Source organism: Thiohalocapsa marina (assembly GCF_008632335.1).
Taxonomy (GTDB): Bacteria; Pseudomonadota; Gammaproteobacteria; order Chromatiales; family Chromatiaceae; genus Thiohalocapsa; species Thiohalocapsa marina.
This window is the reverse complement of record NZ_VWXX01000030.1, coordinates 1-26,425: the sequence shown is the minus strand read 5'-3', so window position 1 is coordinate 26,425 and position 26,425 is coordinate 1. Positions and strand designations below refer to the sequence as shown.

Genomic DNA, 26,425 nt, shown 5'->3' with positions numbered 1-26,425 from the left:
TGGTAAAGCGCAACCGTTGCAGGCCCGGCAACCTGGTCTGCGGCTCAGGCAGGCAGGTCGGCATCGACGAACGGACGCAGGCGCTCCAGCATGGCCCGGTGGACCTTGAGTCCGCCAGCGACGACGTTGCAGGTGTCGAAGAAGCGATCGCCCCCGGACAGGTCGGTGACGGTACCACCGGCCTCGGCCACCAGCAGGGCGCCGGCGGCGAAGTCCCAGGGCGACAGGCCCAGCTCCCAGAATCCGTCCAGCCGGCCGGCGGCGACATAGGCGAAGTCCAGCGCCGCGGAGCCGGGCCGACGAATGCCGGCGGTGTCCTGGATCAGTGCCTTGAGCATGCCCAGGTAGCGGTCCAGGTGGTGCTGTTCGCGAAACGGGATGCCGGTGCCGATGAGGGCGCCCTCCAGTCCGCGGCGGCTACTGACCCGGATGCGGCGGTCGTTCAGCTTGGCACCGCCGCCGCGCTCGGCGGTGAAGAGCTCCTCGTGCAGCGGGTCGTAGACCACCCCCAGTTCCATGCGCCCGCGCACCCGTAGCCCGATGGAGACGGACCACTGCGGAAAACCGTGCACATAGTTGGTGGTGCCGTCCAGCGGGTCGATGATCCACTCGAACTCGTTGCCGCCGTGGCTGCCGCTCTCTTCCGCCAGGATGGCGTGATCCGGAAACTTGCCGCGCAACTCCTGGATGATGGCGATCTCGGCGGCGCGGTCGACATCGGTGACGAAGTCGTTGCGGCTCTTGCTGACGACCTTGACCGTGTCGATCCGGTCGAAATAGCGCATGGTGACGCGCCCGGCGGCCCGTGCGGCACGCACGGCAATATTTAGCATCGCTGACATGGCGCAACGATACTCCAAGCGCCGCCGTGGTGGAAGGGCCGGGGCAATTGATCGGAACCGGATGCGTCGCGGCCGGCGATGCCTGACAATGGCAACGACGTTGGTCCCAGCAGGTGTATCGCCATGAGTCATTCGCCCGAGCCCGCTTCCGAACCGGCTTCCGAACCGGCTTCCAATATGGATCGAACTGCGCAGTCGCCGTTGGCGCGCATCCGCTTCGTGCTGGTGGAGACCAGCCTCAGCGGCAACATCGGCGCCGTGGCCAGGGCCATGAAGACCATGGGCCTGGCACGCATGGAGCTGGTGCGGCCGCGGCGGTTGCCGGATGCCGAGGCGGTGGCGCGTGCGTCCGGCGCCGATGACCTGCTGGCCCGGGCCGGCGTGCATCAGGAGCTGGCCCAGGCCCTGACCGGTTGCCGGCTGGTGGTGGGCTCCAGCGCGCGGTTGCGCTCGGTGGAGTGGCCGCAGCTGGATCCCGCCGCCTGCGGCCAGCGGCTGGTGCACGAGGCCCTGCAAGGCGACGTGGCGCTGGTGTTCGGCCGCGAGAGCTCGGGGCTGACCAACGATGAACTGGGCCTGTGCCACTACCTGGCGCACATCGACAGCGATGCGGCCTTCAGCTCGCTCAACATCGGTGCCGCCGCCCAGGTGTTCGCCTACGAGATCCGTCGCAGCTGGCTGAACCACGCCGCTGATGCAGTGGCTGCCGGAACCGGGACCGGCACCGGTGCGATCACGCAGGCGCCGACCGGTGAGCCGCCGGCGACGGCCGACGAGATGGAGGGCTTCTACACCCATCTGCGCGAGACCCTGGTGGGCATCGGCTTTGCCGATCCTGATCAGTCGAAACGGCTGCTGCGCCGGCTGCGTCGGCTGTTCAACCGCGCCCGGCCGGACCACACCGAGCTGAACATCCTGCGCGGTATACTGTCGGCGGCACAGGGGCGCAAGGCGCCCGGGCGGTTCATGCGCTGATAGGAGAAGAGGCGGATTTCCGGCGAGATGGCCGACAAATCCATATTTCTCTGATGGAAATGGAGTATGCAGTATGTTTGGTCGGCTTCGGGAGGATATCCGCAGCGTGTTCGATCGCGATCCGGCGGCCCGAAATGCCTTCGAGATCCTGACCACCTATCCGGGCCTGCATGCGGTACTGACCCATCGGCTCAGCCATGCGCTGTGGCGCCGCGGGCTGAAGTGGCCGGCGCGCATGCTGTCGAACATCGCGCGCCTGTTCACCGGCATCGAGATCCACCCGGGGGCGCAGATCGGCCGGCGGTTCTTCATCGACCATGGCATGGGCGTGGTCATCGGCGAGACGGCGGTGGTGGGTGACGACTGCACCCTGTACCACGGCGTGACCCTGGGCGGCACCACCTGGCAGAAGGGCAAGCGGCATCCGACGCTGGGATGCGATGTGGTAGTCGGCGCCGGGGCCAAGGTGCTGGGGCCGATCGAGATCGGCAACGGGGCCCGTATCGGCTCCAATGCCGTGGTGGTGAAGGCGGTGCCGCCGGGGGGTACCGTGGTGGGCGTGCCCGGGCGGGTGATCGAGCACCGGGCGGATGCGGCGATGCAGCGGCGCGCGGACACTGCCAAGCGCATCGGCTTCGATGCCTATGGCGCGGTGCGCGATGCGCCGGACCCGGTGGCGGATGCCATCAACCGCATGCTGGACCATATCCACATCATGGATCGGCGCATGGAGGCCCTGTCGCGGGCGCTGGAGGAACGCGGCATCACGCGCCACTTCGAGCACCTGGACGACCTGGACGACTGCAGCATCGACCCGGCGCTGCCGGCGGCGCAGGGCGCGGACACCGCGGACAAAACCAGGGGCGGAAAGCCCGCGGCGGGCTGACGCGCCGAGGCTGTCGTTCGATCCCTGTTGCAAGCGAGACTTCGGTGCTCGCGGCTGATCTCAGGCGGCCCGGCTGGCGGCCCGACCGCGGGGACGTCCCCGACGCGGGCGCCCGGCGATCAGGCGATACTCATGGTCGGCAACGCCCATGATGGTCGCGCGGCCGAGTTCATCCGCCGAGCGGTATACCTCGAGCAGGCGTTGCTCTTCGTCGTTGAGCCGGAGCTCGCCCTCGTCCAGGCACAGCAGGTGGGCGGTGGTGACGTTGCCCAGGGCCTGCGCCAGGATCTCGGCGGACTCGATGCGCAGGCGTCGCAGGCCCTGCTCGTAGTTGCTGATGCGCGACTTGGTCAGCCTGCCCTGGGTCTTGTCGGACAGTTGCTTCAGGCTCAGGCCAGTGGCGGCGCGGGCGGTGCGCAGGCGGTTGGCGATGGTTTCGGTCAGCGCTTTGGTCTCTTCGTTCATGGTACTCGGCTGCATCTGATGGACCCATGCGGGACGTACCCTGCAAGACTATCACGCCTGGCGGGGCCGGCGTGAGCCTGCGATGGACGCGCTTGACCACGCAGGTCGAGGAAAAATTGATGATATCGGTCAGGTATCGTAGCATTCCGTCAGATTTGGTGCGCCCGGAGGAACTTCAGCCAATGCGCCTCACGACCAAGGGCCGCTATGCGGTCACCGCCGTGCTCGACCTCGCGATCCACGGCGGCCAGGGTCCGATCTCGCTGGCGGACATTGCCGATCGCCAGGGCATCTCCCTGTCGTACCTGGAGCAGCTGTTTGCCAAGCTGCGCAAGCGCGGCCTGGTGGCCAGTGTGCGGGGTCCGGGCGGCGGCTATCATCTGGCACGGGAGGCGTCGACCATCAGCATCGCGGCGGTGATCACCGCGGTGGACGAGAACATCGACACTACCCGCTGCGGGGGCGAGGGCAACTGCAAGGACTCCGGCCCCTGCCTGACCCATGGCCTGTGGATGGACCTGAGTGAACGTATCCACGACTACCTGAGCCACATCAGCGTGCAGGACCTGGTGGACCGTCGGCCGGATCATGAAGCCGAAGCCAGCGCCGAACCGCGTCGGCGGGCCGGCGGCGCCCGGTCCGCCGCAGCGGTGGCGGTGCCGATCAAGCCATCGCGGGACGACGCCAGCCTGCACACCTGACACGGGCAGGCCGGTCGCTGTTCAGCACTGCTCCCAGGGCAGGCCGTGGAATCGCCAGCCGCCGACGGTGCTGCGGTGGTGATGCTCGTCCAGTTCGCCCTCGAAGCCCTCGTCCACGTGGTAGACATTGCTGAAGCCGTTGCTCAGCAGGGCCTTGCCGGCCTCCAGGGAGCGCTTTCCGCTGCGGCAGATCAGCACCACCGGCGCGCACGGGCCGTCCTTGCTGCAGGTGGCGCCGCCGAGCAGCAGCTTGCGGATCTCGGTGACGAAATCCGGGTTCACCGTCCAGTCGGGCTCGTCGATCCAGGGCACATGCACTGCCCCCTTGGGATGGCCGACGAACAGGAATTCCATGCTCGAGCGGATGTCTACCAGCACAGCCCGGGGGTCGTCCTCGATCAACTGGTAGGCCTGCTGCGGGGTCAGTTCCTTGGGGATTGGGTCACTCATGGGGGCTCCTTTGGTGTTGGCGTTTTTCGCCGATTCTGCAACGATGACGGGTTTGAATACAAGGGCGGAACAGGAGCGGACGCATGAGCGGGCCTGAACGGCGAGACACGCGCACGAAACAGCACCAGGAGCGTCTGCTGCGGGCGCTGCTGGGCGGCCTGTCGCATCTGCCCCTGGCGGTGTTGCACGGCCTGGGCGTGCTGGTGGGCTGGGGCGTGATCCTGCTGCCGAACCGACAGCGGCGCAATGCGCTGATCAACATCAGCCTGTGCTACCCGCAGCTGCCGGCGCGGCAGAAGATCCGCCTGCGCAATCGCTGTCTGCGCGAGTTCGGCAAGACCTATCTGGAGCTAGCCCGGCTGTGGCTGCGCCCGAGCGACCAGGTGCTGGGCCTGGTGCGCGAGGTGCGCGGCGCCGAGCTGCTGCAGCGTCGCGACGGTGAGGGGCTGATCGTGCTCTCGCCCCATCTGGGGGCCTGGGAGCTGGCGGGGCTGCATCTGGCGGCGCAAGGGCCGACCACCATCTTCTACAAGCCGCAACAGTACCTGGACGACCTCATCGTCGCCGCGCGCAATCGCAGCGGGGCAACCCTGGCGCCCATCACCGGTCGCGGCATCCGCTCGCTGGTGCAGGGGCTCGCCCGGGGGGAGTATGCCGGCATCCTGCCGGATCAGGAGCCTCGCGCCAGCAAGGGGGCGGCCTTTGCGCCGCTGTTCGGCCTGCCCGCCTGGACCATGGTGCTGGTGAACCGGCTGGCGCGCAAGAGCGGTGCGCGAGTGATCTTCATGTTCGCCGAGCGCCTGCCCTGGGCGGCGGGGTACCGCGTGCACTGCCTGCCGGCGCCGGAAGGCATCGACAGCGTGGACGATGCCATCGCTGCGGCGGCGCTGAATCGCGGCATCGAGCAATGCATCGCCGTCTGTCCGGAGCAGTATCTGTGGCCCTACCGCCGCTTCCGTCGACGCCCGCAGGACGGCCCCAAGGCCTACACCGGTGGCGTGGGCGATTACGCTGCCATCGAGACGGCGGAGCGCTGGCGGCGGCTGAGCCTGAAGGCCGAGGGTGACGGATGATGGGCGAAGGAGGGACTCGCGGTATGTCGGAACTGACCCACTTCAATGCCGCCGGCGATGCGCACATGGTCGACGTCGGCGCCAAGGAGATCAGCCATCGCCGGGCTGTGGCGGAGGGCGTGATCCGGATGCAGGGGCGTACACTGGACATGATCGCCGCGGGCGAGCATGCCAAGGGCGACGTGCTGGGAATCGCGCGTCTTGCGGGGATCATGGGGGCCAAGCGCACTGCTGACCTGATCCCGCTGTGCCACCCGCTGGCGCTGACCCACATCGACGTGGCGCTGGAGGTCGATCGGCCCCAGGGGGCGGTCCGCTGCCGCGCGGCGGTGGAGACGCGAGGCCGCACCGGTGTCGAAATGGAGGCCCTGTGCGCCGTGCAGGTGGCGCTGCTCACCATCTATGACATGTGCAAGGCGGTCGACCGCGGCATGTGCATCGACGCCGTCGGCCTGCTGGAGAAGTCCGGCGGCCGATCGGGGCACTGGCGGCGGCCGTCGTCGCAGTCGCCTGAGCCCCTCCTGTCGCCCGAGGAGTCGACATGACCATGCAAGCCCGGTTCCAGCGCGCGGCCTTCCTCACCGCCGCCTCCAGCCTGCGCGACCTGCCGCCGGACAGCGGCCGCGAGGTGGCCTTCGCCGGGCGCTCCAACGCCGGCAAGTCCAGTGCCATCAACGCCCTCTGCCACCAGACCCGCCTGGCACGCACCAGCAAGACACCGGGCCGGACGCAGCAGTTGATCTTTTTCGCCCTGGACGACGAACGCCGGCTGGTGGACCTGCCGGGCTACGGCTTCGCGCGGGTCTCCAAGAGCGTCAAGGAGGCATGGCAGGCCCTGATGGGCCGCTATCTGCAGCAGCGCACCGTTCTCCAGGGGCTGGTGGTGGTGATGGACATCCGTCATCCGCTGACGGACTTCGACCGCCAGATGCTCGACTGGGGGGAAGCCGCCCGCCTGCCGATGCTGTTGCTGTTGACCAAGGCCGACAAACTCAAGCGCGGCGCGGTCCAGCAGACCCTGCTGCAGGTCCGGCGCGCCGTCGACCAAGACTGGACCATCGACGCCCACATCGAACCCTTCTCCGCCACCAGCCGCCTCGGCCTTGAAGCTGTCCAGCAGCACCTCAGCCAATGGCTCTATCCCCACGATGCTGGGGATAATTCCGGGGACAGCACACTTTATTAAACCATTCCCCGAAAGGCGCTCCCCGGCTGTGGCGACAGTGCCTTGAACTAGACCGCTCAAGGGATGCGCTCCCTATAGGGCACCACCGGGGGTCGATCACGACCCCCAATGGCAAGCACTTGGCCCACTCGGTCAGCGGCGGACATTCGGGAGTCCGCCGAAGACGTTGTCGGCGGTCAGCCTGCGGGCTGCGTTTCGGCCTGCGGGGCGGCTTCGGGTTCGGCGGCTCCGGGCATTGGAGCTCCAGGCATGGGGCCGCGCGGCATCATGCCGGGGTGGACGGGCGGTCTGCCGTAGCCGTGCATGGGGCTGCGCATCGGGGCACGCTGACCGCCGAAGAGGGCGGAGATGGCCTCTTTCTGCTCGTCGGTCATGGCCTCGATGATGCTGCGATACTCGTTGTACTTCTCCAGCATGGCCTGGCGGCGTTGCTCGGCGGCCTCCCAGGGCGGGGTCTCGGGCAGTTCCATGCCGCGCTCGGCGGCGCGCGCGCGCATCTCTTCCCATCGCTCGGCACGCATGGCGTCGCGCTCTTCTGGTGTCATGGGCGCCTGCATCGGTGCCGGGCGGCCCATCATGGGCATTTCGGGCATGCCTTCGGGCATCATGGGCATGCCTTCCGGCATTTCCGGCATCTGGGGCATGGGCGGCATGCCTTCCGGCATGCCGGCCTGGGCCCAGGGCGGGGTCTCGGGCAGTTCCATACCCTGTTCGGCGGCCCGCTCGCGCAGCTCCTGGTAGCGGCGCTCGCGCTCGGCCATGGCGTCGGCCCAGCGCTGCTCCATGGCGGCGCGTGCGGCATCCGGGGTCGCGGCCGGCGCGGCGGTGCTGGCCTCGGCGGCGGGCTGGGCCGCGGGCTGCTCCGCCAGGGCGGGCGCCATGGCCAGCGTCAGCGTGGTGGCGGAGGCCAGGGTCAAGAGTCTGGACCTGTCGATCATCGTGTCGCTCCTCAAATGTCTGTTGCCGAGGGTGGTCTGTGCGGATGACACACAGCGCGTCGTATTGCGGTTGTCCGTTCGGGCTGGTCAGGCGGCCCGGCGCCGGACGTCTGCGACGATACCACGCCTGAGGGCGCCGAGGCATCTGCAGCAGCGGAAATCCCGCACGGACGTTGCCGTCCGCGCGGGCAGATCCACTATACTAAGAAGACGCTGATTTATTGGCCATCCTGACCAAAAATCAGCACGCGATTCGAAAACGCGGTTTCCGAATCGCTTCATTTTCAGCGGCTTGCGCCGCTAAAAATGGCGGGGCTTCCTGCCCCGCACGGGAAGCGCCGAATAAATCAGCGCTTCCCCAAGGGCTTGTGTCCGTTCGATAACGACCTGAGGATGCATCAACCATGCGCATCGGCGCCATGATGTCTGAAAGCGGTGTGACCTTTGGCACCAGCGGTGCCCGAGGCCGTGTGAGCGACATGACCGACCGGGTCTGCTACGCCTATGCCGCGGGGTTTCTGCAGTACGCGATGCGCTGCCATGGGCTACGCGCCGGCGCTCCGGTGGGCCTGGCCGGGGACTATCGCGCCAGCAGCGGTCGCATCATGGCCGCCTGCGCCCGGGCGGTGACCGACAGCGGCTGTGTGCCGCGCAATCTCGGCCGCATCCCCACGCCGGCCCTGGCCGCGTTCGGTCTTGCCCAGGGCATGCCGACCATGATGGTCACCGGCAGCCACATCCCGGACGATCGCAACGGTATCAAGTACAATCTGCCCACCGGCGAGATCCTGAAGCACGACGAGCAGGCGATCCGCGAGGAGGACGTGGCGTTGCCCGACGGCCTGTTCGACGCCGCGGGCGGCCTAGTGGAGCCAGCCGTGTTGCCGCCGGAGGAGCGGCTCGCCCACGAGGCCTATGTGGCGCGCTATCTGGAATTCTTTCCCGCCGACTGTCTGGACGGTCTGCGGGTGGGCCTGTACGAGCACTCCAGCGTCGCCCGGGAGGCCCTCTATGAGCTCCTCACCGGCCTGGGCGCGACGGTGGAGCGGCTGGGGTTTTCCGAGACCTTCATCCCCGTGGACACCGAAGCCATTCGCCCGGAAGACGTGGCCCTGGCCCGCAACTGGGCGGCGGACGGACGCTTTGACGCGCTGGTTTCCACCGATGGCGACGGTGACCGCCCGCTGGTGGGCGACGAGCGAGGCGACTGGTTGCGCGGCGATGTCGCTGGCGTGCTGGTGGCGCGCGCGCTGGGTGCCCGCGCCGTGGTCACCCCGGTGAGTTCCAATACCGTGGTGGAGCGCTGCGGCTGGTTTGCCGAGGTCGTCCGGACCCGGATCGGCTCGCCCTATGTGATCGAGGCGATGCAGGCGCAAAGCGCCCGGGGCGTGGCGCCGGTGGTGGGGTACGAGGCCAATGGCGGCTTCCTTATCAACTCGGATCTGCAGCGCGACGACAAGCGGCTGCCCGCGCTGCCCACGCGGGATGCGGTCATCGTTGTCCTCGCCATTCTGGCTGCGGCGAAGGCGAGCGGAAAGCCGCTGTCCCAGCTTGCCGATGCGTTGCCTGCGCGGTTCACCCACAGCGATCGCATCAAGGCGTTTCCCACAGCGATCAGCGCACGTCGGCTGGCGATGCTCGACAGTGGCGACAGCGCCGCGGACAAGCACGCGATCGATGCGCTGTTCGGCGCGCACTTCGGCCCCGTTGCCTCGGTGGACCGCACCGATGGGTTACGCATGACCTTCCGCGACGGTGACATCGTCCACCTGCGACCCTCCGGCAATGCACCGGAACTGCGCGCCTACACCGAAGCCGCCAGCGCGGAACGGGCCCGCGCGATGAACGCCGTCTGCATGGAGATTCTCGCCGGCTGGCGGGAGCAAGGCTGACAGCCGCTTTTTTCGCCACCGATCGGATCGACTGCGCGCGATGAGCCATTCTCTGCCCAAACCGCCGAAATCCCTGCTGCGGCAGGTCGGTCGTGCCATCGCCGACTACGCCATGATCCGCGACGGCGACCGCATCCTGCTCGGCGTGTCCGGCGGCAAGGACTCCCTGTCGCTGCTGGCGATCCTGCGCCACCTGCAGACCTACGCACCGGTGCGCTTCGAGCTTGCCGCCCTCACCGTCGACCCGGAGGTGCCGGGCTTCGAGCCGGCATCACTCAAGGCCTACTATGACGCCCTCGGCGTGCGCTGGTTCTATGAGCAGCAGCCCATCATGGAGCAGGCCAGGGAGCACATGGATGGCGACTCTTTCTGCGCCTATTGCTCGCGCATGAAGCGGGGCATCATGTATCGCCTTTGCCGCGCCCACGGCTTCAACGTGCTGGCCCTGGGGCAGCACCTCGACGACCTGGCCGAGAGCCTGCTGATGTCCATCTTTCACGGCGGCCAGCTACGTACCATGAAGGCCCACTACCGCAACGACGCCGGCGATGTGCGCATCATTCGCCCGCTGGTCTACTGCCGAGAGCGCCAGACCGCCGACTACGCCAGCGCCGCCGGTCTGCCGGTGGTGCCGGACAGCTGTCCGGCCTGCTTTCAGATGCCCACCCGCCGGGAGCATATGAAGCAGCTGCTGGCGCGCGAAGAGGCCGACAACCCCCACCTGTTCTCCAGCATGCTCCACGCCATGCGACCCCTGTTGCAAGAGGGCGCAGATACCTGAGTAGACGCTGATTTATTGGCCATCCTGGCCAAAAATCAGCACGCCGAATAAATCAGCGCTTCCCTGAGCCTGTCTCCGGGTATGACTAGTTGCGGGTGGTCAGCACCAGTTTGCCTTGCATGCCGCCGGCTTCCAGGCGGCGGTGGGCGTCGGCGGCGCGTTCCAGCGGGTAGCTCTGGTCGACGTGGATGCGGAGCTGGTTCTGGTCGAAGAGGTCGCCGCAGCGGCGCAGGATTTCGCCCTGGTGGGCCTGGGCGTCGGTGAGGCCGCGCAGTTGCGGGGTGAGCATCAGCTCCAGGCTGATGCGCAGGTTGCGGGTGCGGGCCTCTTGCAGGTCGAAGGGGCCGGGGTCGAGGATGCTGACCAGGTCGCCGTAGACGGCCATGGCGGGGATGGTCTGGCGGAACACGTCCGGGCCAACGGTGTCGAGGGCGACGTCGACGCCGCGGCCTTCGGTCCAGTCGGCGATGGCCTCCACCAGGTCTTCCTCGCGGTAGTTGATGGCGCATTCGGCGCCAAGGGCATGGACATAGTCGGCCTTTTCCGGACTGCTGACGGTGGTGGCGACCCGGGCGCCCGCCAGATGGGCCAGCTGGATGGCCACATGCCCGACGCCGCCGGCGCCGCCGTGGATCAGCACGGTCTGCCCTGCGCGGACCTGCGCCCGGTCGTGCAAGGATTCCCAGGCGGTGAGCAGCACCAGTGGTGCGGCGGCGGCCTGCACGAAGTCCAGCGACCGGGGTTTGGGCTGGGCCACGGATGCGTCGATGACGATGTATTCGGCGTAATTGCCGACCAGCCCGCCCAGACCGCCATGGCAGAACCAGACCAGGTCTCCCGGCTGGAAGCGGGTCACCTCGCTGCCGACGGCTTCGACCACGCCGGCGCCATCGCAGCCGAGCACGGTGGCGGTGGTCTCCGGCAACAACGGCCCGCGGCGGCGGATCTTGGTGTCGATGGGGTTGACGCCGGCGGCGGCCAGGCGCACCAGCAGTTGCGTGGGGTGCTGGATCTCGGGGGTCGGCAACTCGCTCTGCATCAACACATCCGGTTCGCCGGGCTCGCGCATCAGGATCGCCTGCATGGGGGTCATCCTCCGTATACTTGTCGCTCAGGCCATGGCCGACGGGTTGCTGCTTCTGGAATCCAGAGCGGCGGCTTGCAGTCCTGATCATGCACTCCAGCGCGTTTCCTCTCAAGCCGATGTCCAGCCTTGATGCAAGCTCCTCCTCATCTGCCACGCCGATCGCCGATGGTCCGGCGGAGGCCTCCTGTCTGCTGCTGCTGGCCCACGGCGCCGGACAGGGGCCGGCGTCGCCGTTCATGCAGACCGTTGCCGGGGCGGTGGCCGCATCCGGCGTGCGGGTGATCCGCTTTGCGTTTCCGTACATGGTCCGCAGTGAGCAGGAGTCGCGCCGACGGCCGCCGGATCGCGAGCCGGTGTTGACCGAGGCCTTTCTGGCGCAGATCGCGCGCCATCGGGGCGACGCCGAGCGCCTGTTCATCGGTGGCAAATCCCTGGGCGGGCGCATTGCCAGCCTGCTCGCGGATGAGGCCGGCGTGGCCGGGCTGGTCTGTCTGGGCTATCCGTTTCATCCGCCGGGCAGGCCCCAGCGGCTGCGGGTGCAGCATCTGGCGGACCTGCGAACGCCCACGCTGATCTGCCAGGGGGAGCGGGATCCGTTCGGACGGCTGGGTGAGGTCGAGGGGTACCCGCTGAGCCCGGCGATCCGGCTCGCCTGGATCCCGGATGGCGAGCACAGCTTCAAGCCGCGCAAGGCCTCCGGGCGGACCTGGGAGGAGAATCTGCAGCTGGCGGCGAGGGAGGTGGCGAGGTTTCTGGAAGTTTGAAGTTTGAAGGAAGAGGCGGGTAAGGGCGATGCCGCCGTCTTCGTATCGTTCAACTAGAATGAAACTGACGGGGCAGCGTTTGTGGAGGGCGAGATGCAGATCGAACACTGGCACGCCGAGCGGGACGGCCCGCTGTCGGAGCAGGCGATGCGGCAGAAGCTGGAAGATCGCGGCTACAGCGTCAGCCGGTATGTCTATGCCCCGGGCACCTTTTTTCCGGCCCACGATCACGGTGTCGACAAGATCGATGCGGTGTTGTCCGGGCGCTTGCGCTTGACCATGTCCGGGCAGGAGGTGGTGCTCGATACGGGCGATCTGGTGGTGGTGCCCAAGCATGTGACGCACACCGCCGAGGTTGTGGGTGAGGAGCCGGTGGTCAGCCTGGACGCCGTGCGTTTGCCCCGATGATCGAGGAATGAGTCCAGTCAGGGGAGGCGACCCGCTGGAGGTGCTCGGCCGGACCTTCGGTTACACGCAGTTTCGTGGTGCCCAGCAGGCGATCATCGAGCATGTGACCGGCGGCGGCGATGCGCTGGTGCTGATGCCCACGGGCGGCGGCAAGTCGCTGTGCTATCAGATCCCGGCGCTGCTGCGCGAGGGCGTCGGCATTGTCGTGTCGCCGCTGATCGCGTTGATGCAGGATCAGGTGGATGCCCTGCGACAGCTCGGCGTGCGCGCGGCCTTTCTGAATTCGTCCCTGGCGCCGGATGCGCAGGCGCGCACCGAGCGGGCGCTGCTGGGCGGCGAACTGGACCTGCTCTACGTGGCGCCGGAGCGCCTGCTGACGGAACGCTTTCTGGCGCTGTTGCAGCGTGCGCGTCCGTCGCTGTTCGCCATCGACGAGGCCCACTGTGTGTCGCAGTGGGGCCATGATTTCCGCCCTGAGTACATCCAGCTCAATCTGCTGCACGAGCGCTGGCCGCAGGTGCCGCGCATCGCGCTGACCGCCACCGCCGACGCCCCCACCCGCAACGAGATCGTCGCGCGCCTGGACCTGGGGCAGGCGCGGCAGTTCGTGTCCAGCTTCGATCGGCCGAACATCCGCTATCGCATCGTGGAGAAGGTGCAGCCGCGCCGGCAGTTGCTCGAGTTTCTGCGCGCTGAGCATGCGGGCGATGCCGGCATCGTCTACTGTCTGTCCCGCCGGAAGGTGGACGAGACGGCGGCCTTTCTGCAACGCGAGGGGTTTGCCGCGCTGCCCTATCATGCCGGCATGTCGGCAGAGCAGCGCCGTGCGCATCAGGCGCGCTTTCTGCGCGACGAGGCGGTGGTGATGGTGGCCACCATCGCCTTCGGCATGGGCATCGACAAGCCGGACGTGCGCTTCGTTGCGCACATGGATCTGCCCAAGAGCGTCGAGGCCTACTACCAGGAGACGGGGCGCGCGGGCCGTGACGGCCAGCCGGCGGATGCCTGGCTGTGCTACGGCCTGGGGGACGTGATGACGCTACGGCGGATCATCGAGCAGGGCGAGGCGGATGACCGCTTCAAGCGGGTGGAGCAGCACAAGCTGAATGCGCTGGTGGGCCTGTGCGAGACCGTGGAGTGTCGGCGACAGGTGTTGCTGAACTACTTCGGCGAGACGCTGCCGGGGGCCTGCGGCAACTGCGATACCTGTCTGACGCCGGTGCAGACCTGGGACGGCACGGTGGCGGCGCAGAAGGCGATGTCCTGCATCCACCGCACCGGGCAGCGCTTCGGCGCCGGGCATCTGATCGATGTGTTGCTGGGCAAGCAGACCGAGCGCATCCGTCGGCTGGGCCACGACCAGGTCAGCACCTACGGCATCGGTCGGGAACTGGATGCCGACCAGTGGCGTTCGGTCTACCGGCAGTTGGTGGCCGCGGGCCTGGTGGTGGCGGACATCGAGGGCTACGGCGTGCTCAAGCTCTGCGAGCGCAGCCGCCCGGTGCTGCGGGGTGAGCAGTCGGTGCGTCTTCGCCGGGATCCGGTTCGGGATGCCGGCCGGGCGGGACGTCGTGCGGCGCCGGCCAAGGCGGACATGACGCCGGAGGCGGCGACGTTGTGGGAGCGCCTGCGCGAGCGACGGCGTGAGCTGGCCCAGCAGCAGGGGGTGCCGCCCTATGTGGTGTTTTCCGATGCCACCCTGCGGGAGATGCTGGCCGCTCGCCCGCGCAATGCGGACGAGCTGGGTCTGATCAGCGGCGTTGGTGTGGTCAAGCAGGACCGTTACGGTGCGGCCTTTCTGGCGGTGCTGGCGGAGCACGAGGCGACTCACGGCCGTCTGTCTTGAAGATGGGCGCCGCACCATCAGTGCCTAGCTGCATTGGTTGTGTCACGAGACGGCGGGCTTCGTGGGTTGGGTGTCGGCGCTCTGGGGACGCCGTGAATCCGTCCGTGGAGGCTTCACGATCGCATCCCTGCGATCGAGACCCCAGAGCGCCGACACCCAACCCGCTCAGAGGGTGAGCGAGCACTGGTCATGGTGCACCCCCCAGAGCGCCGACACCCAACCCGCTCATGTTGTGACTGATGCGGCTGGGCTGGGCCAGGATCAGCGGCTGTGGGCGATGCGCTGCACGGCGCCCGTGGGATCCTGGTGCTCGATCTCGAAGGCGGTGTCGCACAGGTCGGCCTTCAGGCTGGCCCTGTGGTTGCCGCTGCGCCAGGTCAGGTGCAGCAGGTGCGGCGGCGTGTCGTCGATGTGCAGCTCGCCGGCGAATGCGGGGGAGGTGTTACGCAGCCGGATCATGTCCAGCTGGTGGCGCACCACGGGGCGCTGCAGGCCGGCGGTCACCTCGGCGACGCTGAGGTTGGTGCGGTTGATCTCCTTGTGGCCGGCGGTGCCGCCGCTGTCTGCGGCTGCGTAGTCGTTCTTGCCGGCGAACAGGTCCAGGTACCAGACCTGCGGGATACCGGGCATGAACAACTGGATGGCGCGGGCCAGCAGCAGTTTCTGTTCGTCTTCGCCCAGGGCGCTGAAGAAGGTGGCGTTGACCTGGTAGTAGGAGATCTTCTTGCCGTCGGGGCCGTAGAGGTTCTTGACCCGGCCGCCGCGCTCGATGATGCGCTCCATGGCGGTGTCGATCAGCTCGTCGTCCAGCAGCCCGTGGTGCTCGACGCCCTCGATCCGGGCGCCGCGCAGATCCAGCACCGGGATGCCGTCGTGGCAGCCGAGCATGTTGATGGTCTGCAGGTCCTTGTGCCGGATGTCGTCGATCCAGCGCCGCAGGGCCTCGCCGTTGCCGCGATCGAGGGCGTCGATGACCAGGCCGGGGAAGAAGAAGTCGTAGATCGGAAAGCCCTTTTCCGCCACCTCTTCATGCAGGCCGGTGCCGAACTCGGCGTGCACCTCGGGGAAGATGATCAGGTCGTACTGGCGGGCGAGCCCCTTTAGCCGCTCCAGGTAGTCCCAGGTGCCGGGCTTGTTGAAGAAGTTGCGCTCGCCGGGGCGCTTGTGCAGGTAGGCGAAGGCGTCCAGGCGGATGATGCGCGCGCCGTAGCCCTTGAGCTTGCGCAGGGTGTCGTCGTAGAAGGACCAGACCTTCTCGGACTCTGCGTTCAGGTCCATCTGGCCCAGGTAGCGCCGCTTGGTGTGCAGCAGGGACAGGATGCGGTCCCTGTGCAGGGCGTGGCCGTCCAGGTAGATCTGGTCCGGCTCGACCGCCTCTTCCAGCGCCGTGTTGACCATGACCGAGACCTCGGTGGCGGCCTCCTGGCTCAGGCCGGCGACGCCGGACAGCTCCTGCGGCGTGATGGGGTGGTAGCTGACCTGCTGGTAGAAGGTGTTCCAGTAGGGGCGGCTGCTGCCGTCCGGGAAGCCGACCTTGAGGATCGGCAGGCCGGGCTTGCGCATGAACAGCTTGTTCAGGTGGTCTTCATGCGGGATGACATGGCCCTCGGGCCCGGGTTCGCCGTGTGACTGCCAGAATTCGTTCCAGTCGATGAAGAAGTCGCGGTAGTCGGACTGGTCGCCATGGCGCAGCAGGTCCTGGAACTGCGGCGAGCCGACGGACAGGTGGTTCAGGATCAGGTCCAGCTTCAGCATGATGCCCAGAGCATCCAGGGCCTGCAGGTCTTGCGGGCTGACGAGCTCGGCGTTGAGGTCGTAGTCGATGATGGAGAAGCCGCGGTCCAGATCGCTGTTGAAGAAGGTCGGCAGCAGGTAGAGCAGCGAGAAGGCGTGTTCCAGTTCCGGCTGCTGCAGCAGGTGCACCAGGTCGGCCAGCCTGTGGCCGATGCTGTCCGGGTAGGCATTCAGCATGACGCCCTGGGGCAGTGTCTGTGGTGCCGGCCGGCTGGTGTCGGTGGCGGATTCGGGCGAGGGACCGACGGCAGAAGCGGGAGCAGGGATCGGAGCGGATGTGGCGAGAGGAGCGGGCCGGCTGGTTTCCGTCATGGTTCCGTATGCGCGTGACATGGACGTTTCGACTGGCGTTGCTGCATTATAGCGATCCGACCACAACGATTCAGCTCTGCGGCCAAATCCAGGTCGCACAAGTTTCTGCAAGTTAAGGAAATGCTGATTTATTCGGCATTTTCCGTGCGGGGCAGGAGGCCCTGCCATTTTTAGCGGCGCAAGCCGCTGAAAATAAAGCGATTCGGAAACCGCGTTTTCGAATCGCGTGCTGATTTTTGGCCAGGAGGCCAATAAATCAGCGTCTCCTTAAGGAAACCAGACATGGGTAGAACAGGGTGCGCCTGAAGCTGATCACCGTCGACCTGGATGACACGCTTTGGCCGTGCGCCCCGGTGATTCGCGGCGCCGAGCATGCACTCCATGCATGGCTTGCGGACCGGGCGCCGCGGCTGGCGGAGGCCCACGACACGGACAGCCTGCGCGCGCACCGCATGGCGCTGATGCGCGATCGCCCGGAGATCGCCCATGACCTCACGGCGGTGCGGCTGCATGCCATGCGGGCGCTGATGGAGCAATTCGGCTATGCGCCGACCCTGGCCGATCAGGCCGTGGCGCTGTTCCAGCAACACCGCAACCGGGTGCAGCCCTATGCCGACGTGGCGCCGGCCCTTACGCGGCTGGGCGTGCACTGCCGCCTGGTGGCGGTGACCAACGGCAACGCCGAGGTGCACGCGACCCCGCTGAGCGCTGTCTTCCACCACGCGCTGACGGCGGCGGAGGCCGGTGCGGCAAAGCCCGACCCGGCGCTGTTCCAGCTGGCCATGCGGCGGGTGGGCGTGGGGCCGGCGGAGACCCTGCATGTGGGCGATGACCCGGTGCGCGATGTGGAAGCGGCCCGGCGCGTCGGCATCGGCGCGGTCTGGGTCAACCGCGACGGGCGCCCCTGGCCCGAGGAGCTGCCGCCGCCATTGCTGCAGGTGACGGAGCTCGGCGCCATGGTCGACTGGCTTGTGCAGCAGGGATGGTGCGGAGAAGATCATGCAGTTTGAACGACTGGCCACCGACGGCCGCGCCCGCCGCGGTCGCCTGCAGTTTGCCCGCGGTACGGTGGAGACCCCGGCCTTCATGCCGGTGGGCACCTATGGCACGGTCAAGGGCATGACGCCGGAGGAACTGGAGCAGATCGGCGCCCAGATCGTGCTCGGCAACACCTTCCACCTGATGGCGCGGCCCGGCGTCGAGGTGATCGCCGCCCACGGCGACCTGCACGACTTCATGCACTGGCAGCGGCCGATCCTGACGGACTCCGGCGGCTTCCAGGTGTTCAGCCTGGGCGAGCTGCGCAAGATCACCGAGCAGGGCGTGCACTTTCGCTCGCCGGTGGACGGCAGCCCGGTGTTCATGGGCCCGGAGGAGTCCATGGCGGTGCAGCGGGCGCTGGGCTCCGATGTCGTGATGGTGTTCGACGAATGCACCCCGTACCCGGCCACCGAGGTCGAGGCGCGTACGTCCATGGAGCTGTCGCTGCGCTGGGCGGCGCGCTGCAAGACCGCCCACGGCGACAATCCGGCGGCCCTGTTCGGCATCGTGCAGGGGGGCATGCACACCGAGCTACGGGCGGCGTCGCTGGACGGCCTGATGGCGCTGGGCTTCGACGGCTATGCCGTCGGCGGTCTGTCGGTGGGGGAGCCGCCGGCGGAACGACTGCGGGTGCTGGACTTCCTGGCTGATCGCCTGCCGGTGGAGCGACCGCGCTACCTGATGGGGGTGGGCACGCCGGAGGACATCGTCGCGGCGGTGCAGCGCGGCATCGACATGTTCGACTGCGTGATGCCGACCCGCAACGCACGCAATGGTCATCTGTTCACCCATGCCGGCACGGTGCGCATCCGCAACGCCGTGCACCGGCACGACACCGGTCCGCTGGATCCGGACTGCGGCTGCTACACCTGCCGCAACTACAGCCGGGCCTATCTGCATCACCTGGACCGCTGCAACGAGATCCTGGGCAGCCGTCTCAACACCATCCACAACCTGACCTATTACCAGGACCTGATGCGCGGCCTGCGCGAGGCCATCGCCCAGGGCCGCCTGGATGCCTTCGTCGCGGACTTTTTCGCGCGCCGTGATGTGTCATAATGCGCCGCTGAGTCCCATTCCCGATTTCCATCGCGGACCCTATTCCCGGTCCGCCGCTGTCAGGAGTCACGCATGAGCTTCTTCATTTCCGATGCCTTCGCCCAGACGGCCGAGGGTGACCCCACCGGTGGCCTGCTGGGCCTGCTGTTCCCGATTGGCCTGGTGGTCATCCTCTACTTTCTGATGATCCGTCCGCAGATCAAGCGGCAGAAGGAGCACAAGGCCCTGGTGGAAGGCCTGTCGAAGGGTGACGAGGTGGTCACCATGGGCGGCGTTGCCGGGCGCGTGGTCGACCTTGGCGACAACTTCGCCCAGCTCGAGGTGGCGGACAACGTGGTGATCAAGATCCGCCGTCAGGCCGTCGAGGCGGTGCTGCCGAAGGGCTCGCTGAAGGAGCTGTAAGGTCTCGCCGTACAACCAGCGTCTCCGAAGGACCGCCTGACGATGAATCATTATCCGCTGTGGAAGAATCTGCTGATCCTGGTCGTGATCCTGGTCGGCTTGCTGTTCGCGCTGCCCAACCTGTTCTCGCAGGATCCGTCCATCGAGGTGGCCGGAACCCGTGACAACCCGGTCACCGAGGCGAGCATCGCCGAGATCGCCGCGGCCATGGAGAACGCCGGCGTCCCGGTGAAGGCGGTGGAGCCGCGCGAGGGCGAGAAGCTGCTGGTGCGCTTCACCACCCCGTCGGAGCAGTTGCGCGGCCAGGAGGTGCTGGACCAGGTGCTGTCCGACCGCTATGCCAACGCATTGACCACGGCCCCGGACCTGCCGGGCTGGCTCGAAGGGCTTGGGGCGCAGCCGATGTTCCTTGGCCTCGACCTGCGCGGTGGCATCCATGTGCTGATCGACGTCGACATGGAGGCCGCCGTGGACCAGGCGCTGGAGCGCTATGTCGGCGACTTCCGCACCGAACTGCGCAAGGAGAAGGTGCGCTACATCACCGTCACCCGCGACGGTGGTCGGCTTGCGGTGCGGTTCAAGGACGAACAGGCGCGGGACCAGGCCGAGGATATCCTGCGCAAGGCGTTTCGCGACCTGACCCTGGAGACCGGCGAGGAGGCGGGACAGTACTATGTCTACGCCGTGCTCCCCCAGGCCATCCAGCAGCAGATCAAGACCTTTGCGCTGCAGCAGAACATCACCACCCTGCGCAACCGCGTCAACGCCCTGGGTGTGGCCGAGCCCATCATCCAGCGCCAGGGCGAGCGGCGCATCGTGGTGCAGTTGCCGGGCGCGTCCGATCCTGCCCGGCTGAAGGAACTGCTCGGTGCCACCGCGACCCTGGAATACCGGCTGGTGGACACCGAAAACGATGTCCAGGACGCGCTGGAGGGCCGCGTGCCCGTCGGTTCCGCGCTGTACCGCGAGCGTGACGGCCGGCCGATCCTGCTGAAGCGCCGGGTCATCGTCACTGGCGATCAGATCACCGATGCCTCTGCGGGTTTTGACCAGCAGTCCGGCTCGCCGGCGGTGTTCGTCAATCTGGACGGTCAGGGCGCCCGGCGCATGCGCAGCATCACCACCGAGAACGTCGGCAAGCCGATGGCGGTGGTGTTCATCGAGAACCGCACCATTACCCGTATGGTGGATGGCGAGCCGGTGAAGGAGCGGGTGCGCACCGAAGAGGTGATCAGCGTCGCCAATATCCTGGAGCCCTTTGGTCGCCGCTTCCAGACCACCGGCCTGGACAGCTCCGACGAGGCGCACAACCTGGCGCTGCTGCTGCGGGCCGGCGCGCTGGCCGCGCCGATCGAGATCGTCGAGGAACGCACCATCGGCCCGAGTCTGGGTCAGGACAACATCGACCAGGGCTTCCGCTCGGTGATCATCGGCCTGGTGCTGGTGATGGTGTTCATGGCGCTCTATTATCGCGTGTTCGGTCTGGTGGCGGACCTTGTGCTGGTGATCAACCTGGTGATGATGGTGGCGGTGCTGTCCATGCTGCAGGCCACGCTGACGCTGCCGGGCATCGCCGGCATCGTGCTGACTGTGGGCATGGCGGTGGATGCGAACGTGCTCATCTTCGAGCGTATCCGCGAGGAGATCCGCAACGGCAGCAGCCCGCAGGCCAGCATCCATGCCGGCTATGACAAGGCCCTATCGACCATCGTCGATGCCAACATCACGACACTGATCGCGGCCATCGTGCTGTTCAGCTTCGGCACCGGTCCGGTCAAGGGCTTTGCGGTGACGCTGTTCATCGGCATCGTCACGTCGATGTTCACGGCCATCCTTGGCTCGCGTGCCCTGATCAACCTGATCTACGGCGGACGCCGTTTGAAACGGCTTGCCATCTGACGCCCGGCGCGTCACCGAGGAGATTCGGCTATGTCCCACGTGCAGATCCTGAAGGAACTCGACATCGACTTCATGGGCAAGCGTCGCAGCGCGGCGATCGCCTCTGGTGTGCTGCTACTGGTGTTGCTGTTGTCCATGCTGTTGCGCGGCTTCAATCTGGGCCTGGACTTCACCGGCGGCACCCTGATCGAGGTCGGCTACGAGACGCCGACCGAGGTGGCCGCAGTGACCCAGGCCCTGACCGACAACGGCTTCGTCGACGCGACGGTGCAGCATTTCGGCTCGCGCCGCGACATCTTGATCCGGCTGGCGCCGCAGTCCGGCGAGGAGGCCAGTGCACGCTTGAGCGACCAGGTGTTCAGTGCCCTCAGCGCTGCCGCCGACGGGCAGGTGGAGCTGCGTCGGGTGGAGTTCGTCGGCCCGCAGGTGGGTGAGGAGCTGCGCGAGCAGGGTGGCCTGGCGGTGTTGTTTGCGCTGATCGGCATCCTGATCTATGTGGCGTTGCGGTTCGAATGGCGCTTTGCCGTGGGTGCCGTCGCCGCCCTGATGCACGATGTGCTGTTCACGGTGGGCATCTTCTCGGTATTCCAGATCCCGTTCGACCTGACCGTGCTGGCGGCGGTGCTGGCGGTGATCGGCTATTCGCTGAACGATACCATCGTCATCTTCGACCGCATCCGTGAGAACTTCCGCAAGATGCGCAAGGGCTCGGTGCTGGAGATCAGCAACCGGTCCATCAACCAGACCCTGTCGCGGACCATCATCACCTCGGGCACCACGCTGCTGGTGCTGCTGGCGCTGTTCTTCCTGGGCGGAGAGGTCATCAGCGGCTTTGCGCTGGCGCTGATCATCGGTGTGCTGGTGGGCACCTATTCCACCATCTATATCGCCACTGCCATCGCCCTGTGGCTCGGCATCAGTCGGGCCGACCTGCTGCCGACGCCGAAGGAGGGCGAGGTGGTGGACGACCGGCCCTAGGCCCTCGGCAAGGGCGCGGCCGGGCCTTCGCCCGGCCGCCGCGCATCTCCCATGTGTACCCTGGTCATCCTGTACCGGCCCGGCCACGACTGGCCCCTGCTGCTGGCGGCCAATCGGGATGAATGGCTCGATCGTCCGTCACGTCCGCCCGGGCGGCATTGGGAGGATCGGCCGGAGGTGCTGGCCGGCCTGGATCTGACGGCCGGCGGCAGCTGGCTGGGGCTGAACGACCACGGTGTGGTCGCCGCGGTGCTGAATCGGCAGGACAGTCTGGGGCCGCTGGCGGGCAAGCGCAGTCGGGGTGAGCTGGTGCTGGAGGCCCTGGACCATGCGGAGGCGGGGGCGGCCGTCGGCGCGCTGGCGGATCTGTCTCCGGAGGCCTATCGGCCGTTCAATCTGCTAGTGGCGGACCCGCGTTCCTGCTACTGGGTGCGTCATGCTGGCGACGGCATCCGGGTGCATCCGGTCTCGCCGGGTCTGCACATGCTGGCCTCCGGTGATCTGGATGATCCGGTCCAGCCCCGCATCGCTCGCTTCCTGCCCCGGTTTCGCGCCGCGGCCACACCGGATCCGGAATCCGGCGATTGGTCGGCCTGGATCGCGCTGTTGCAGTGCCGTGCCGTAGACGCTGGTGCTGTAGCTGATTCTGGATCCGGAGCTGATGACGCTGTTTGTGCTGACGTCGGTGTTGATGCAGACGCGGCAATGAACCTGTCTGGTCTGTCCGTCGCCGGCAAGCCCTTCGGCACCCGGTCCTCGACCCTGATCGCCCTCCCTGCCTATCCGGGCTTCCAGCAGATGCCGATCCTGCTGCATGCCGATGGTCCGCCGGACCAGGCGGACTTTCTGCGGGTTGGTTAGCCGCTAACCCCTGATAGATAAGGTGATGCTGTCTGAAATTGGGCCGCTCATAAGCTGACGGCAATAAGGTGACAGTGTATTGAATGAGTTGGGGGGGTAGTGTGCGAAGATTCATCGCTGCGAGGGCATAGGCTCGCGGGTTGGGTATCGGCGTTCTGGGGACGCCGTGAATCCGTCCGTGGAGGCTTCACGATCGCATCCCTGCGATCGAGACCCCAGAGCGCCGACACCCAACCCGCTCTTGTGGTGACGGGCTATGGTTCGATACAACGCAGGGGCGCGGCGATATGACGATAAGGGTAGGCCAAAAAAGGCGACAGTGTATTGAATGGCTGTGGGTTCCTAAATAAAGAGACGGTGTATTGAATGCCTCGGGGGTTCCGGTGGTGTAGCCGTTTACCGTGACGCGAGCATGGATGCGCGGGTTGGAAGTTCGGTGGCTGGATTTCTCGGGGGCGCTGTGGTGTGGGTCAGGGTCGATTGAGAATCATCTATTGTCGACAATCCTGGTTGACAGGGCGGCTCATTTCCCTAAAATTGCCCTCATGCAACAAGTTCTGTCGACAAAATCGATGGCTGGCTCCAGTGGATCGATGCCGATGGGTGCGCCTGCGGCAGCCGCTGGTGCGACGATTGCGGATCGGGTGTTCGATCAGTTGCGTCGGGCGATTGTGGAGGGGGAGATCCCGGCGGGCAGCAAGTTGAGCGAGCCGGTGCTGGCGGAGCGCTTTGCCGTGAGTCGGGGGCCCTTGCGCGAGGCCATGCGGCGGCTGGAGTCGTCGAATCTGCTGGAGTGGCGCGCCAATGTCGGGGCGCGGGTGGTTACCCTGTCCAGCGAGCGGCTGCTGGAACTCTATCAGGTGCGCGAGGCGTTGGAGGGCATGGCGGCCCGGCTGGCGGCTGAGCGGATGTCCGATGGGGCGGTTGAGGAACTGAAGGCCCTGGTACAGCAGCATGGCAGGGATGTGGCCCGCGAGTGCTGGCAGGCCTATTTTCAGCAGGAAGGCGATCTCGATTTCCACTACCGTATCGTCATTGGCAGCGGCAATTTGCGACTGGTGCGCATCCTCTGCGACGATCTGTATCATCTGGCACGGATGTACCGTTGCCAGTTTGGCATGAAGAGCGACCGGGCCCGGGATGCGTTGAAGGAGCACGCCCTGATCGTGGATGCCATCGCCGGGCGCGACGGGGAGCTGGCGGAGTGGTTGATGCGCCGCCATGTGCGTGCCTCGTGCGCCAACGTGAAGCGTCGGCTGGCCGCGGAGCAGGCAGCCGCGGGGACGGAGGCCAGCTCGTAATGAGTGCTGGCGACGCGAATTCATTGGCGGCACCCTGAGCTGCTGGACATGGGCTGTTGAATACAAGGCGATGCGGAGACCCTGTTTCTGGATCGCGTGCTGCTTTCTGGCCCCGTGACAGATCAGGCCGTTCCCGCCTGGTAGGCTGATGAACAAGTGTCTCCCCAGGTGACGACCAACCCCATACCGCAACAGCGAGGATTCAAGATGACCCAATCACTGACCCCAGGCGCCCGGCTGCGCCTTGCCGTGCAGGAGGAGCGCCCGTTGCAGGTGGTCGGCGCCACCACGGCTTATCACGCCATGATGGCCCAGCGCACCGGTTATCGGGCGCTTTACGTATCCGGCGGCGGCGTGGCGGCGGGTTCGCTGGGGGTGCCGGATCTGGGCATCAGCAGCCTCGAGGACGTGCTGGTGGATGTGCGCCGGATCACCTACGCCAGCGACCTGCCGGTGCTGGTGGATGCGGACACCGGCTGGGGTGGGGCGTTCAATATTGCCCGCACGGTGCGCGAGCTGATCCGGGCCGGCGCCGCCGGATGCCATATCGAGGACCAGGTGGCCGCCAAGCGTTGCGGCCATCGGCCGGGCAAGGCGGTGGTGTCGAAGGCCGAGATGGTGGACCGGATCAAGGCGGCGGTGGATGCGCGCACTGACGATTTCGTCATCATGGCACGCACCGATGCACTGGCGGTGGAGGGCATGGATGCGGCCATCGAGCGCGCGGTGGCCTGTGTCGAGGCCGGCGCCGATATGATCTTTCCCGAGGCCATGACCGAACTGGCCCAGTACGAGCAGTTTGTTGCTGCGGTGGGCGTGCCGGTGCTGGCCAACATCACCGAGTTCGGCGCCACGCCCCTGTTCACCACCGAGCAGCTCGGCGGCGTCGGCGTGTCACTGGTGCTGTATCCGCTGTCCGCCTTCCGTGCCATGAACAAGGCGGCGTTGAATGTCTACGAGGTGCTGCGCCGCGAGGGAACCCAGGCGAATGTCGTCGACACCATGCAGACGCGCATGGAGCTGTACGATTTTCTCGGTTACCACGGCTTCGAGCAGAAGCTCGACGAGCTGTTCGCGGCGGATGCCGACAAGCCCTGAACCGGCGTTTACGCAGCCGGCGTGTCGCCGCGACCGAGCGGGGTTGCGCGCGGGCTGTTGATCCAACACCACAAGAGAGAACAGAACCATGGCCGAAGCCGAAAAGCCGAAGGCGAAGAAATCCGTTGCCCTGTCCGGCGTCGATGCCGGCAATACCGCCGTGTGCACCGTCGGACGCACGGGCAATGATCTGCACTACCGCGGCTACGACATCCTGGACTTTGCCGATGAGGCGGAGTTCGAGGAGATTGCCCATCTGCTGATCCATGGCCGCCTGCCGAACCGGGCCGAACTGACCGCCTACAAGCGCAAGCTCAAGGCCCTGCGCGGTCTGCCCGCGGCGCTGAAGGTGGCGCTGGAGCAGTTGCCGCCGTCGGCGCATCCGATGGACGTGCTGCGCACTGGGTGCTCGGTGCTGGGGACGCTGGAGCCGGAAAAGGACAGCATGCCCGTGGCCGCCGCCCGGGACATCGGCGACCGGCTGATGGCCAGCTTCGGCTCCATGCTGCTGTACTGGTATCACTTTGCGCATAACGGCCGGCGCATCGATGTGGAGACCGACGACGACTCCATCGGCGGCCATTTCCTGCACCTGCTGCATGGCGCGCCGCCGTCCGAGGACTGGGTGCGGGCCATGCATACCTCGCTGATCCTGTATGCCGAGCATGAGTTCAACGCGTCCACTTTCACCTCGCGTGTCGTGGCCGGCACCAACTCGGACATGTACAGCGCCATCACCGGTGCCATCGGTGCCCTGCGCGGCCCCAAGCACGGCGGCGCCAACGAGGCCGCCTGTGAGATCCAGCAGCGCTATGCATCCGCCGACGAGGCCGAGGCGGACATCACCGAGCGGGTCGGCCGCAAGGAGATCGTGATCGGCTTTGGCCACCCGGTCTACACCATCGGCGATCCGCGCAACAAGGTCATCAAGGACGTGGCTCGCCGGCTGTCGGAGGGTAACGGCGATCGGCGCATGTTCGACGTGGCCGACCGGCTGGAGACGGTGATGTGGGACCTGAAGAAGATGTTCCCGAACCTGGACTGGTTCTCGGCGGTGTCCTACAACCAGATGGGCGTGCCGACGGCGTTGTTCACGCCGATCTTTGTCATCTCGCGCACCAGCGGCTGGGTGGCCCATGTGATCGAGCAGCGCATCGACAAGAAGATCATTCGCCCCAGCGCCAACTACGTCGGTCCGGAGAATCTGGCCTGGACGCCGATCGACGCACGGTGATCTTGCATGGCGGCGCAGGCAGGGGCCGACACCGGCTGGCCATAGACCAAGGGAACTGCTGATTACTGGCCAGGCGGTCCGCTCAGCACGGTAGGGCGGATAAGCGAAGCGCATCCGCCACAGGCCACAACGGCGGATGCGCTTCGCTTATC

The 26,425-nt window shown here is 66.9% G+C and carries 26 protein-coding genes; 20 read left to right on the top strand and 6 right to left on the bottom strand.

Annotation, left to right across the window (positions count from 1 at the left end):
- Positions 1-44 precede the first annotated feature (44 nt).
- Positions 45-842 carry an inositol monophosphatase family protein gene (locus tag F2Q65_RS15110; RefSeq protein ID WP_150094245.1) on the bottom strand — a complete coding sequence of 266 codons (798 nt, stop codon included), beginning with the start codon at positions 840-842 and terminating at the stop codon, positions 45-47.
- 177 nt (positions 843-1,019) lie between these two features.
- On the opposite strand from F2Q65_RS15110, the gene F2Q65_RS15105 reads away from it, so the two are divergent.
- Together F2Q65_RS15105 and cysE are read left to right on the top strand one after the other, a co-directional pair.
- Positions 1,020-1,817, top strand: coding sequence for an RNA methyltransferase (locus F2Q65_RS15105; RefSeq protein ID WP_150094244.1), 798 nt, complete (start codon positions 1,020-1,022; stop codon positions 1,815-1,817).
- Positions 1,818-1,890: 73 nt separating this feature from the next.
- Complete coding sequence (gene cysE, locus F2Q65_RS15100; protein ID WP_150094243.1) at positions 1,891-2,703, top strand: serine O-acetyltransferase; 813 nt, start codon at positions 1,891-1,893, stop codon at positions 2,701-2,703.
- A 60-nt stretch (positions 2,704-2,763) separates the two neighbouring features.
- Here the strand turns inward: cysE and F2Q65_RS15095 are convergent, their stop codons facing one another.
- Positions 2,764-3,168: a helix-turn-helix domain-containing protein gene (locus tag F2Q65_RS15095; RefSeq protein WP_150094242.1), complete on the bottom strand. Its 405-nt coding sequence runs from the start codon at positions 3,166-3,168 to the stop codon at positions 2,764-2,766.
- A gap of 182 nt (positions 3,169-3,350) precedes the next feature.
- On the opposite strand from F2Q65_RS15095, the gene iscR reads away from it, so the two are divergent.
- Complete coding sequence (gene iscR / locus F2Q65_RS15090; protein WP_150094241.1) at positions 3,351-3,869, top strand: Fe-S cluster assembly transcriptional regulator IscR; 519 nt, start codon at positions 3,351-3,353, stop codon at positions 3,867-3,869.
- A 21-nt stretch (positions 3,870-3,890) separates the two neighbouring features.
- On the opposite strand, the gene F2Q65_RS15085 is transcribed toward iscR, so the two are convergent.
- Positions 3,891-4,319, bottom strand: coding sequence for a rhodanese-like domain-containing protein (locus F2Q65_RS15085; protein WP_150094240.1), 429 nt, complete (start codon positions 4,317-4,319; stop codon positions 3,891-3,893).
- Between the two features lie 83 nt (positions 4,320-4,402).
- Here F2Q65_RS15085 and F2Q65_RS15080 point away from each other — a divergent pair, with 83 nt between their 5' ends.
- From F2Q65_RS15080 to yihA, 3 genes are read left to right on the top strand one after another with little or no spacing between them, the layout of a single operon-like run.
- Positions 4,403-5,392, top strand: a complete 990-nt coding sequence (locus tag F2Q65_RS15080; RefSeq protein WP_150094239.1) for a lysophospholipid acyltransferase family protein — start codon at positions 4,403-4,405, stop codon at positions 5,390-5,392.
- A 23-nt stretch (positions 5,393-5,415) separates the two neighbouring features.
- Complete coding sequence (moaC, locus tag F2Q65_RS15075; protein ID WP_150094238.1) at positions 5,416-5,937, top strand: cyclic pyranopterin monophosphate synthase MoaC; 522 nt, start codon at positions 5,416-5,418, stop codon at positions 5,935-5,937.
- Between the two features lie 2 nt (positions 5,938-5,939).
- Positions 5,940-6,578 (top strand): ribosome biogenesis GTP-binding protein YihA/YsxC, encoded by a 639-nt coding sequence (yihA, locus tag F2Q65_RS15070; RefSeq protein ID WP_150094269.1) that lies wholly within the window; start codon positions 5,940-5,942, stop codon positions 6,576-6,578.
- Positions 6,579-6,754: 176 nt separating this feature from the next.
- On the opposite strand, the gene F2Q65_RS19530 is transcribed toward yihA, so the two are convergent.
- Positions 6,755-7,516, bottom strand: a complete 762-nt coding sequence (locus F2Q65_RS19530) for a hypothetical protein (RefSeq protein ID WP_170265760.1) — start codon at positions 7,514-7,516, stop codon at positions 6,755-6,757.
- A 404-nt stretch (positions 7,517-7,920) separates the two neighbouring features.
- On the opposite strand from F2Q65_RS19530, the gene F2Q65_RS15055 reads away from it, so the two are divergent.
- Entirely contained in the window at positions 7,921-9,408 is a 1,488-nt protein-coding gene (locus F2Q65_RS15055) for a phosphomannomutase (RefSeq protein ID WP_150094235.1), read from the top strand.
- Between the two features lie 40 nt (positions 9,409-9,448).
- Positions 9,449-10,189 (top strand): PP-loop family protein, encoded by a 741-nt coding sequence (locus F2Q65_RS15050; protein WP_150094234.1) that lies wholly within the window; start codon positions 9,449-9,451, stop codon positions 10,187-10,189.
- 85 nt (positions 10,190-10,274) lie between these two features.
- Here the strand turns inward: F2Q65_RS15050 and F2Q65_RS15045 are convergent, their stop codons facing one another.
- Positions 10,275-11,273 (bottom strand): zinc-dependent alcohol dehydrogenase family protein, encoded by a 999-nt coding sequence (locus F2Q65_RS15045; RefSeq protein WP_150094233.1) that lies wholly within the window; start codon positions 11,271-11,273, stop codon positions 10,275-10,277.
- Positions 11,274-11,362: 89 nt separating this feature from the next.
- Between F2Q65_RS15045 and F2Q65_RS15040 the strand changes: the two genes are divergently transcribed.
- The 3 genes from F2Q65_RS15040 (at position 11,363) to recQ (ending at position 14,294) form a co-directional block, all read left to right on the top strand.
- Positions 11,363-12,040 (top strand): alpha/beta family hydrolase, encoded by a 678-nt coding sequence (locus tag F2Q65_RS15040; RefSeq protein ID WP_246156263.1) that lies wholly within the window; start codon positions 11,363-11,365, stop codon positions 12,038-12,040.
- Positions 12,041-12,133: 93 nt separating this feature from the next.
- Positions 12,134-12,448: a cupin domain-containing protein gene (locus F2Q65_RS15035; RefSeq protein WP_150094232.1), complete on the top strand. Its 315-nt coding sequence runs from the start codon at positions 12,134-12,136 to the stop codon at positions 12,446-12,448.
- Positions 12,449-12,455: 7 nt separating this feature from the next.
- Positions 12,456-14,294: a DNA helicase RecQ gene (gene recQ / locus F2Q65_RS15030; protein WP_150094231.1), complete on the top strand. Its 1,839-nt coding sequence runs from the start codon at positions 12,456-12,458 to the stop codon at positions 14,292-14,294.
- Positions 14,295-14,555: 261 nt separating this feature from the next.
- Here recQ and F2Q65_RS15025 read toward each other — a convergent pair whose 3' ends face one another.
- Positions 14,556-16,265, bottom strand: a complete 1,710-nt coding sequence (locus F2Q65_RS15025; RefSeq protein WP_150094230.1) for an alpha-amylase family protein — start codon at positions 16,263-16,265, stop codon at positions 14,556-14,558.
- 431 nt (positions 16,266-16,696) lie between these two features.
- On the opposite strand from F2Q65_RS15025, the gene F2Q65_RS15020 reads away from it, so the two are divergent.
- The 9 genes from F2Q65_RS15020 (at position 16,697) to prpC (ending at position 26,273) form a co-directional block, all read left to right on the top strand.
- Positions 16,697-17,410 (top strand): HAD family hydrolase, encoded by a 714-nt coding sequence (locus F2Q65_RS15020; protein WP_150094229.1) that lies wholly within the window; start codon positions 16,697-16,699, stop codon positions 17,408-17,410.
- Positions 17,400-18,500: a tRNA guanosine(34) transglycosylase Tgt gene (gene tgt / locus F2Q65_RS15015; protein ID WP_150094228.1), complete on the top strand. Its 1,101-nt coding sequence runs from the start codon at positions 17,400-17,402 to the stop codon at positions 18,498-18,500. Before F2Q65_RS15020 ends, tgt begins: the two co-directional genes overlap by 11 nt.
- Positions 18,501-18,572: 72 nt before the next feature.
- Positions 18,573-18,902 carry a preprotein translocase subunit YajC gene (yajC, locus tag F2Q65_RS15010; protein WP_150094227.1) on the top strand — a complete coding sequence of 110 codons (330 nt, stop codon included), beginning with the start codon at positions 18,573-18,575 and terminating at the stop codon, positions 18,900-18,902.
- 42 nt (positions 18,903-18,944) lie between these two features.
- Positions 18,945-20,801: a protein translocase subunit SecD gene (secD, locus tag F2Q65_RS15005; protein WP_150094226.1), complete on the top strand. Its 1,857-nt coding sequence runs from the start codon at positions 18,945-18,947 to the stop codon at positions 20,799-20,801.
- Between the two features lie 30 nt (positions 20,802-20,831).
- On the top strand, positions 20,832-21,779 hold the full coding sequence (gene secF / locus F2Q65_RS15000) for a protein translocase subunit SecF (protein WP_150094225.1): 948 nt from the start codon (positions 20,832-20,834) through the stop codon (positions 21,777-21,779).
- A gap of 51 nt (positions 21,780-21,830) precedes the next feature.
- Positions 21,831-22,640, top strand: coding sequence for an NRDE family protein (locus F2Q65_RS14995; RefSeq protein ID WP_150094224.1), 810 nt, complete (start codon positions 21,831-21,833; stop codon positions 22,638-22,640).
- A gap of 593 nt (positions 22,641-23,233) precedes the next feature.
- Entirely contained in the window at positions 23,234-23,941 is a 708-nt protein-coding gene (locus tag F2Q65_RS14990) for a GntR family transcriptional regulator (protein ID WP_150094267.1), read from the top strand.
- 207 nt (positions 23,942-24,148) lie between these two features.
- Entirely contained in the window at positions 24,149-25,039 is an 891-nt protein-coding gene (gene prpB, locus F2Q65_RS14985) for a methylisocitrate lyase (protein ID WP_150094223.1), read from the top strand.
- A gap of 88 nt (positions 25,040-25,127) precedes the next feature.
- Complete coding sequence (prpC, locus tag F2Q65_RS14980; RefSeq protein ID WP_150094222.1) at positions 25,128-26,273, top strand: bifunctional 2-methylcitrate synthase/citrate synthase; 1,146 nt, start codon at positions 25,128-25,130, stop codon at positions 26,271-26,273.
- Positions 26,274-26,425: the final 152 nt, after the last annotated feature.

Bases quoted from the DNA above. Each gene is read 5' to 3' on its own strand.
- F2Q65_RS15035 (WP_150094232.1), top strand. From the start codon at position 12,134: ATGCAGATCGAACACTGGCACGCCGAGCGGGACGGCCCGCTGTCGGAG.
- moaC (WP_150094238.1), top strand. From the start codon at position 5,416: ATGTCGGAACTGACCCACTTCAATGCCGCCGGCGATGCGCACATGGTC.
- prpB (WP_150094223.1), top strand. From the start codon at position 24,149: ATGACCCAATCACTGACCCCAGGCGCCCGGCTGCGCCTTGCCGTGCAG.
- secF (WP_150094225.1), top strand. From the start codon at position 20,832: ATGTCCCACGTGCAGATCCTGAAGGAACTCGACATCGACTTCATGGGC.
- prpC (WP_150094222.1), top strand. From the start codon at position 25,128: ATGGCCGAAGCCGAAAAGCCGAAGGCGAAGAAATCCGTTGCCCTGTCC.
- F2Q65_RS15045 (WP_150094233.1), bottom strand. From the start codon at position 11,273: ATGCAGGCGATCCTGATGCGCGAGCCCGGCGAACCGGATGTGTTGATG.
- secD (WP_150094226.1), top strand. From the start codon at position 18,945: ATGAATCATTATCCGCTGTGGAAGAATCTGCTGATCCTGGTCGTGATC.
- yajC (WP_150094227.1), top strand. From the start codon at position 18,573: ATGAGCTTCTTCATTTCCGATGCCTTCGCCCAGACGGCCGAGGGTGAC.
- recQ (WP_150094231.1), top strand. From the start codon at position 12,456: ATGAGTCCAGTCAGGGGAGGCGACCCGCTGGAGGTGCTCGGCCGGACC.
- iscR (WP_150094241.1), top strand. From the start codon at position 3,351: ATGCGCCTCACGACCAAGGGCCGCTATGCGGTCACCGCCGTGCTCGAC.
- F2Q65_RS15085 (WP_150094240.1), bottom strand. From the start codon at position 4,319: ATGAGTGACCCAATCCCCAAGGAACTGACCCCGCAGCAGGCCTACCAG.
- F2Q65_RS15105 (WP_150094244.1), top strand. From the start codon at position 1,020: ATGGATCGAACTGCGCAGTCGCCGTTGGCGCGCATCCGCTTCGTGCTG.
- F2Q65_RS15055 (WP_150094235.1), top strand. From the start codon at position 7,921: ATGCGCATCGGCGCCATGATGTCTGAAAGCGGTGTGACCTTTGGCACC.
- yihA (WP_150094269.1), top strand. From the start codon at position 5,940: ATGCAAGCCCGGTTCCAGCGCGCGGCCTTCCTCACCGCCGCCTCCAGC.
- F2Q65_RS14995 (WP_150094224.1), top strand. From the start codon at position 21,831: ATGTGTACCCTGGTCATCCTGTACCGGCCCGGCCACGACTGGCCCCTG.
- F2Q65_RS15040 (WP_246156263.1), top strand. From the start codon at position 11,363: ATGCACTCCAGCGCGTTTCCTCTCAAGCCGATGTCCAGCCTTGATGCA.
- F2Q65_RS15110 (WP_150094245.1), bottom strand. From the start codon at position 842: ATGTCAGCGATGCTAAATATTGCCGTGCGTGCCGCACGGGCCGCCGGG.
- F2Q65_RS14990 (WP_150094267.1), top strand. From the start codon at position 23,234: ATGCCGATGGGTGCGCCTGCGGCAGCCGCTGGTGCGACGATTGCGGAT.
- F2Q65_RS15050 (WP_150094234.1), top strand. From the start codon at position 9,449: ATGAGCCATTCTCTGCCCAAACCGCCGAAATCCCTGCTGCGGCAGGTC.
- F2Q65_RS15025 (WP_150094230.1), bottom strand. From the start codon at position 16,265: ATGCTGAATGCCTACCCGGACAGCATCGGCCACAGGCTGGCCGACCTG.
- cysE (WP_150094243.1), top strand. From the start codon at position 1,891: ATGTTTGGTCGGCTTCGGGAGGATATCCGCAGCGTGTTCGATCGCGAT.
- F2Q65_RS15080 (WP_150094239.1), top strand. From the start codon at position 4,403: ATGAGCGGGCCTGAACGGCGAGACACGCGCACGAAACAGCACCAGGAG.
- F2Q65_RS19530 (WP_170265760.1), bottom strand. From the start codon at position 7,516: ATGATCGACAGGTCCAGACTCTTGACCCTGGCCTCCGCCACCACGCTG.
- tgt (WP_150094228.1), top strand. From the start codon at position 17,400: ATGCAGTTTGAACGACTGGCCACCGACGGCCGCGCCCGCCGCGGTCGC.
- F2Q65_RS15095 (WP_150094242.1), bottom strand. From the start codon at position 3,168: ATGAACGAAGAGACCAAAGCGCTGACCGAAACCATCGCCAACCGCCTG.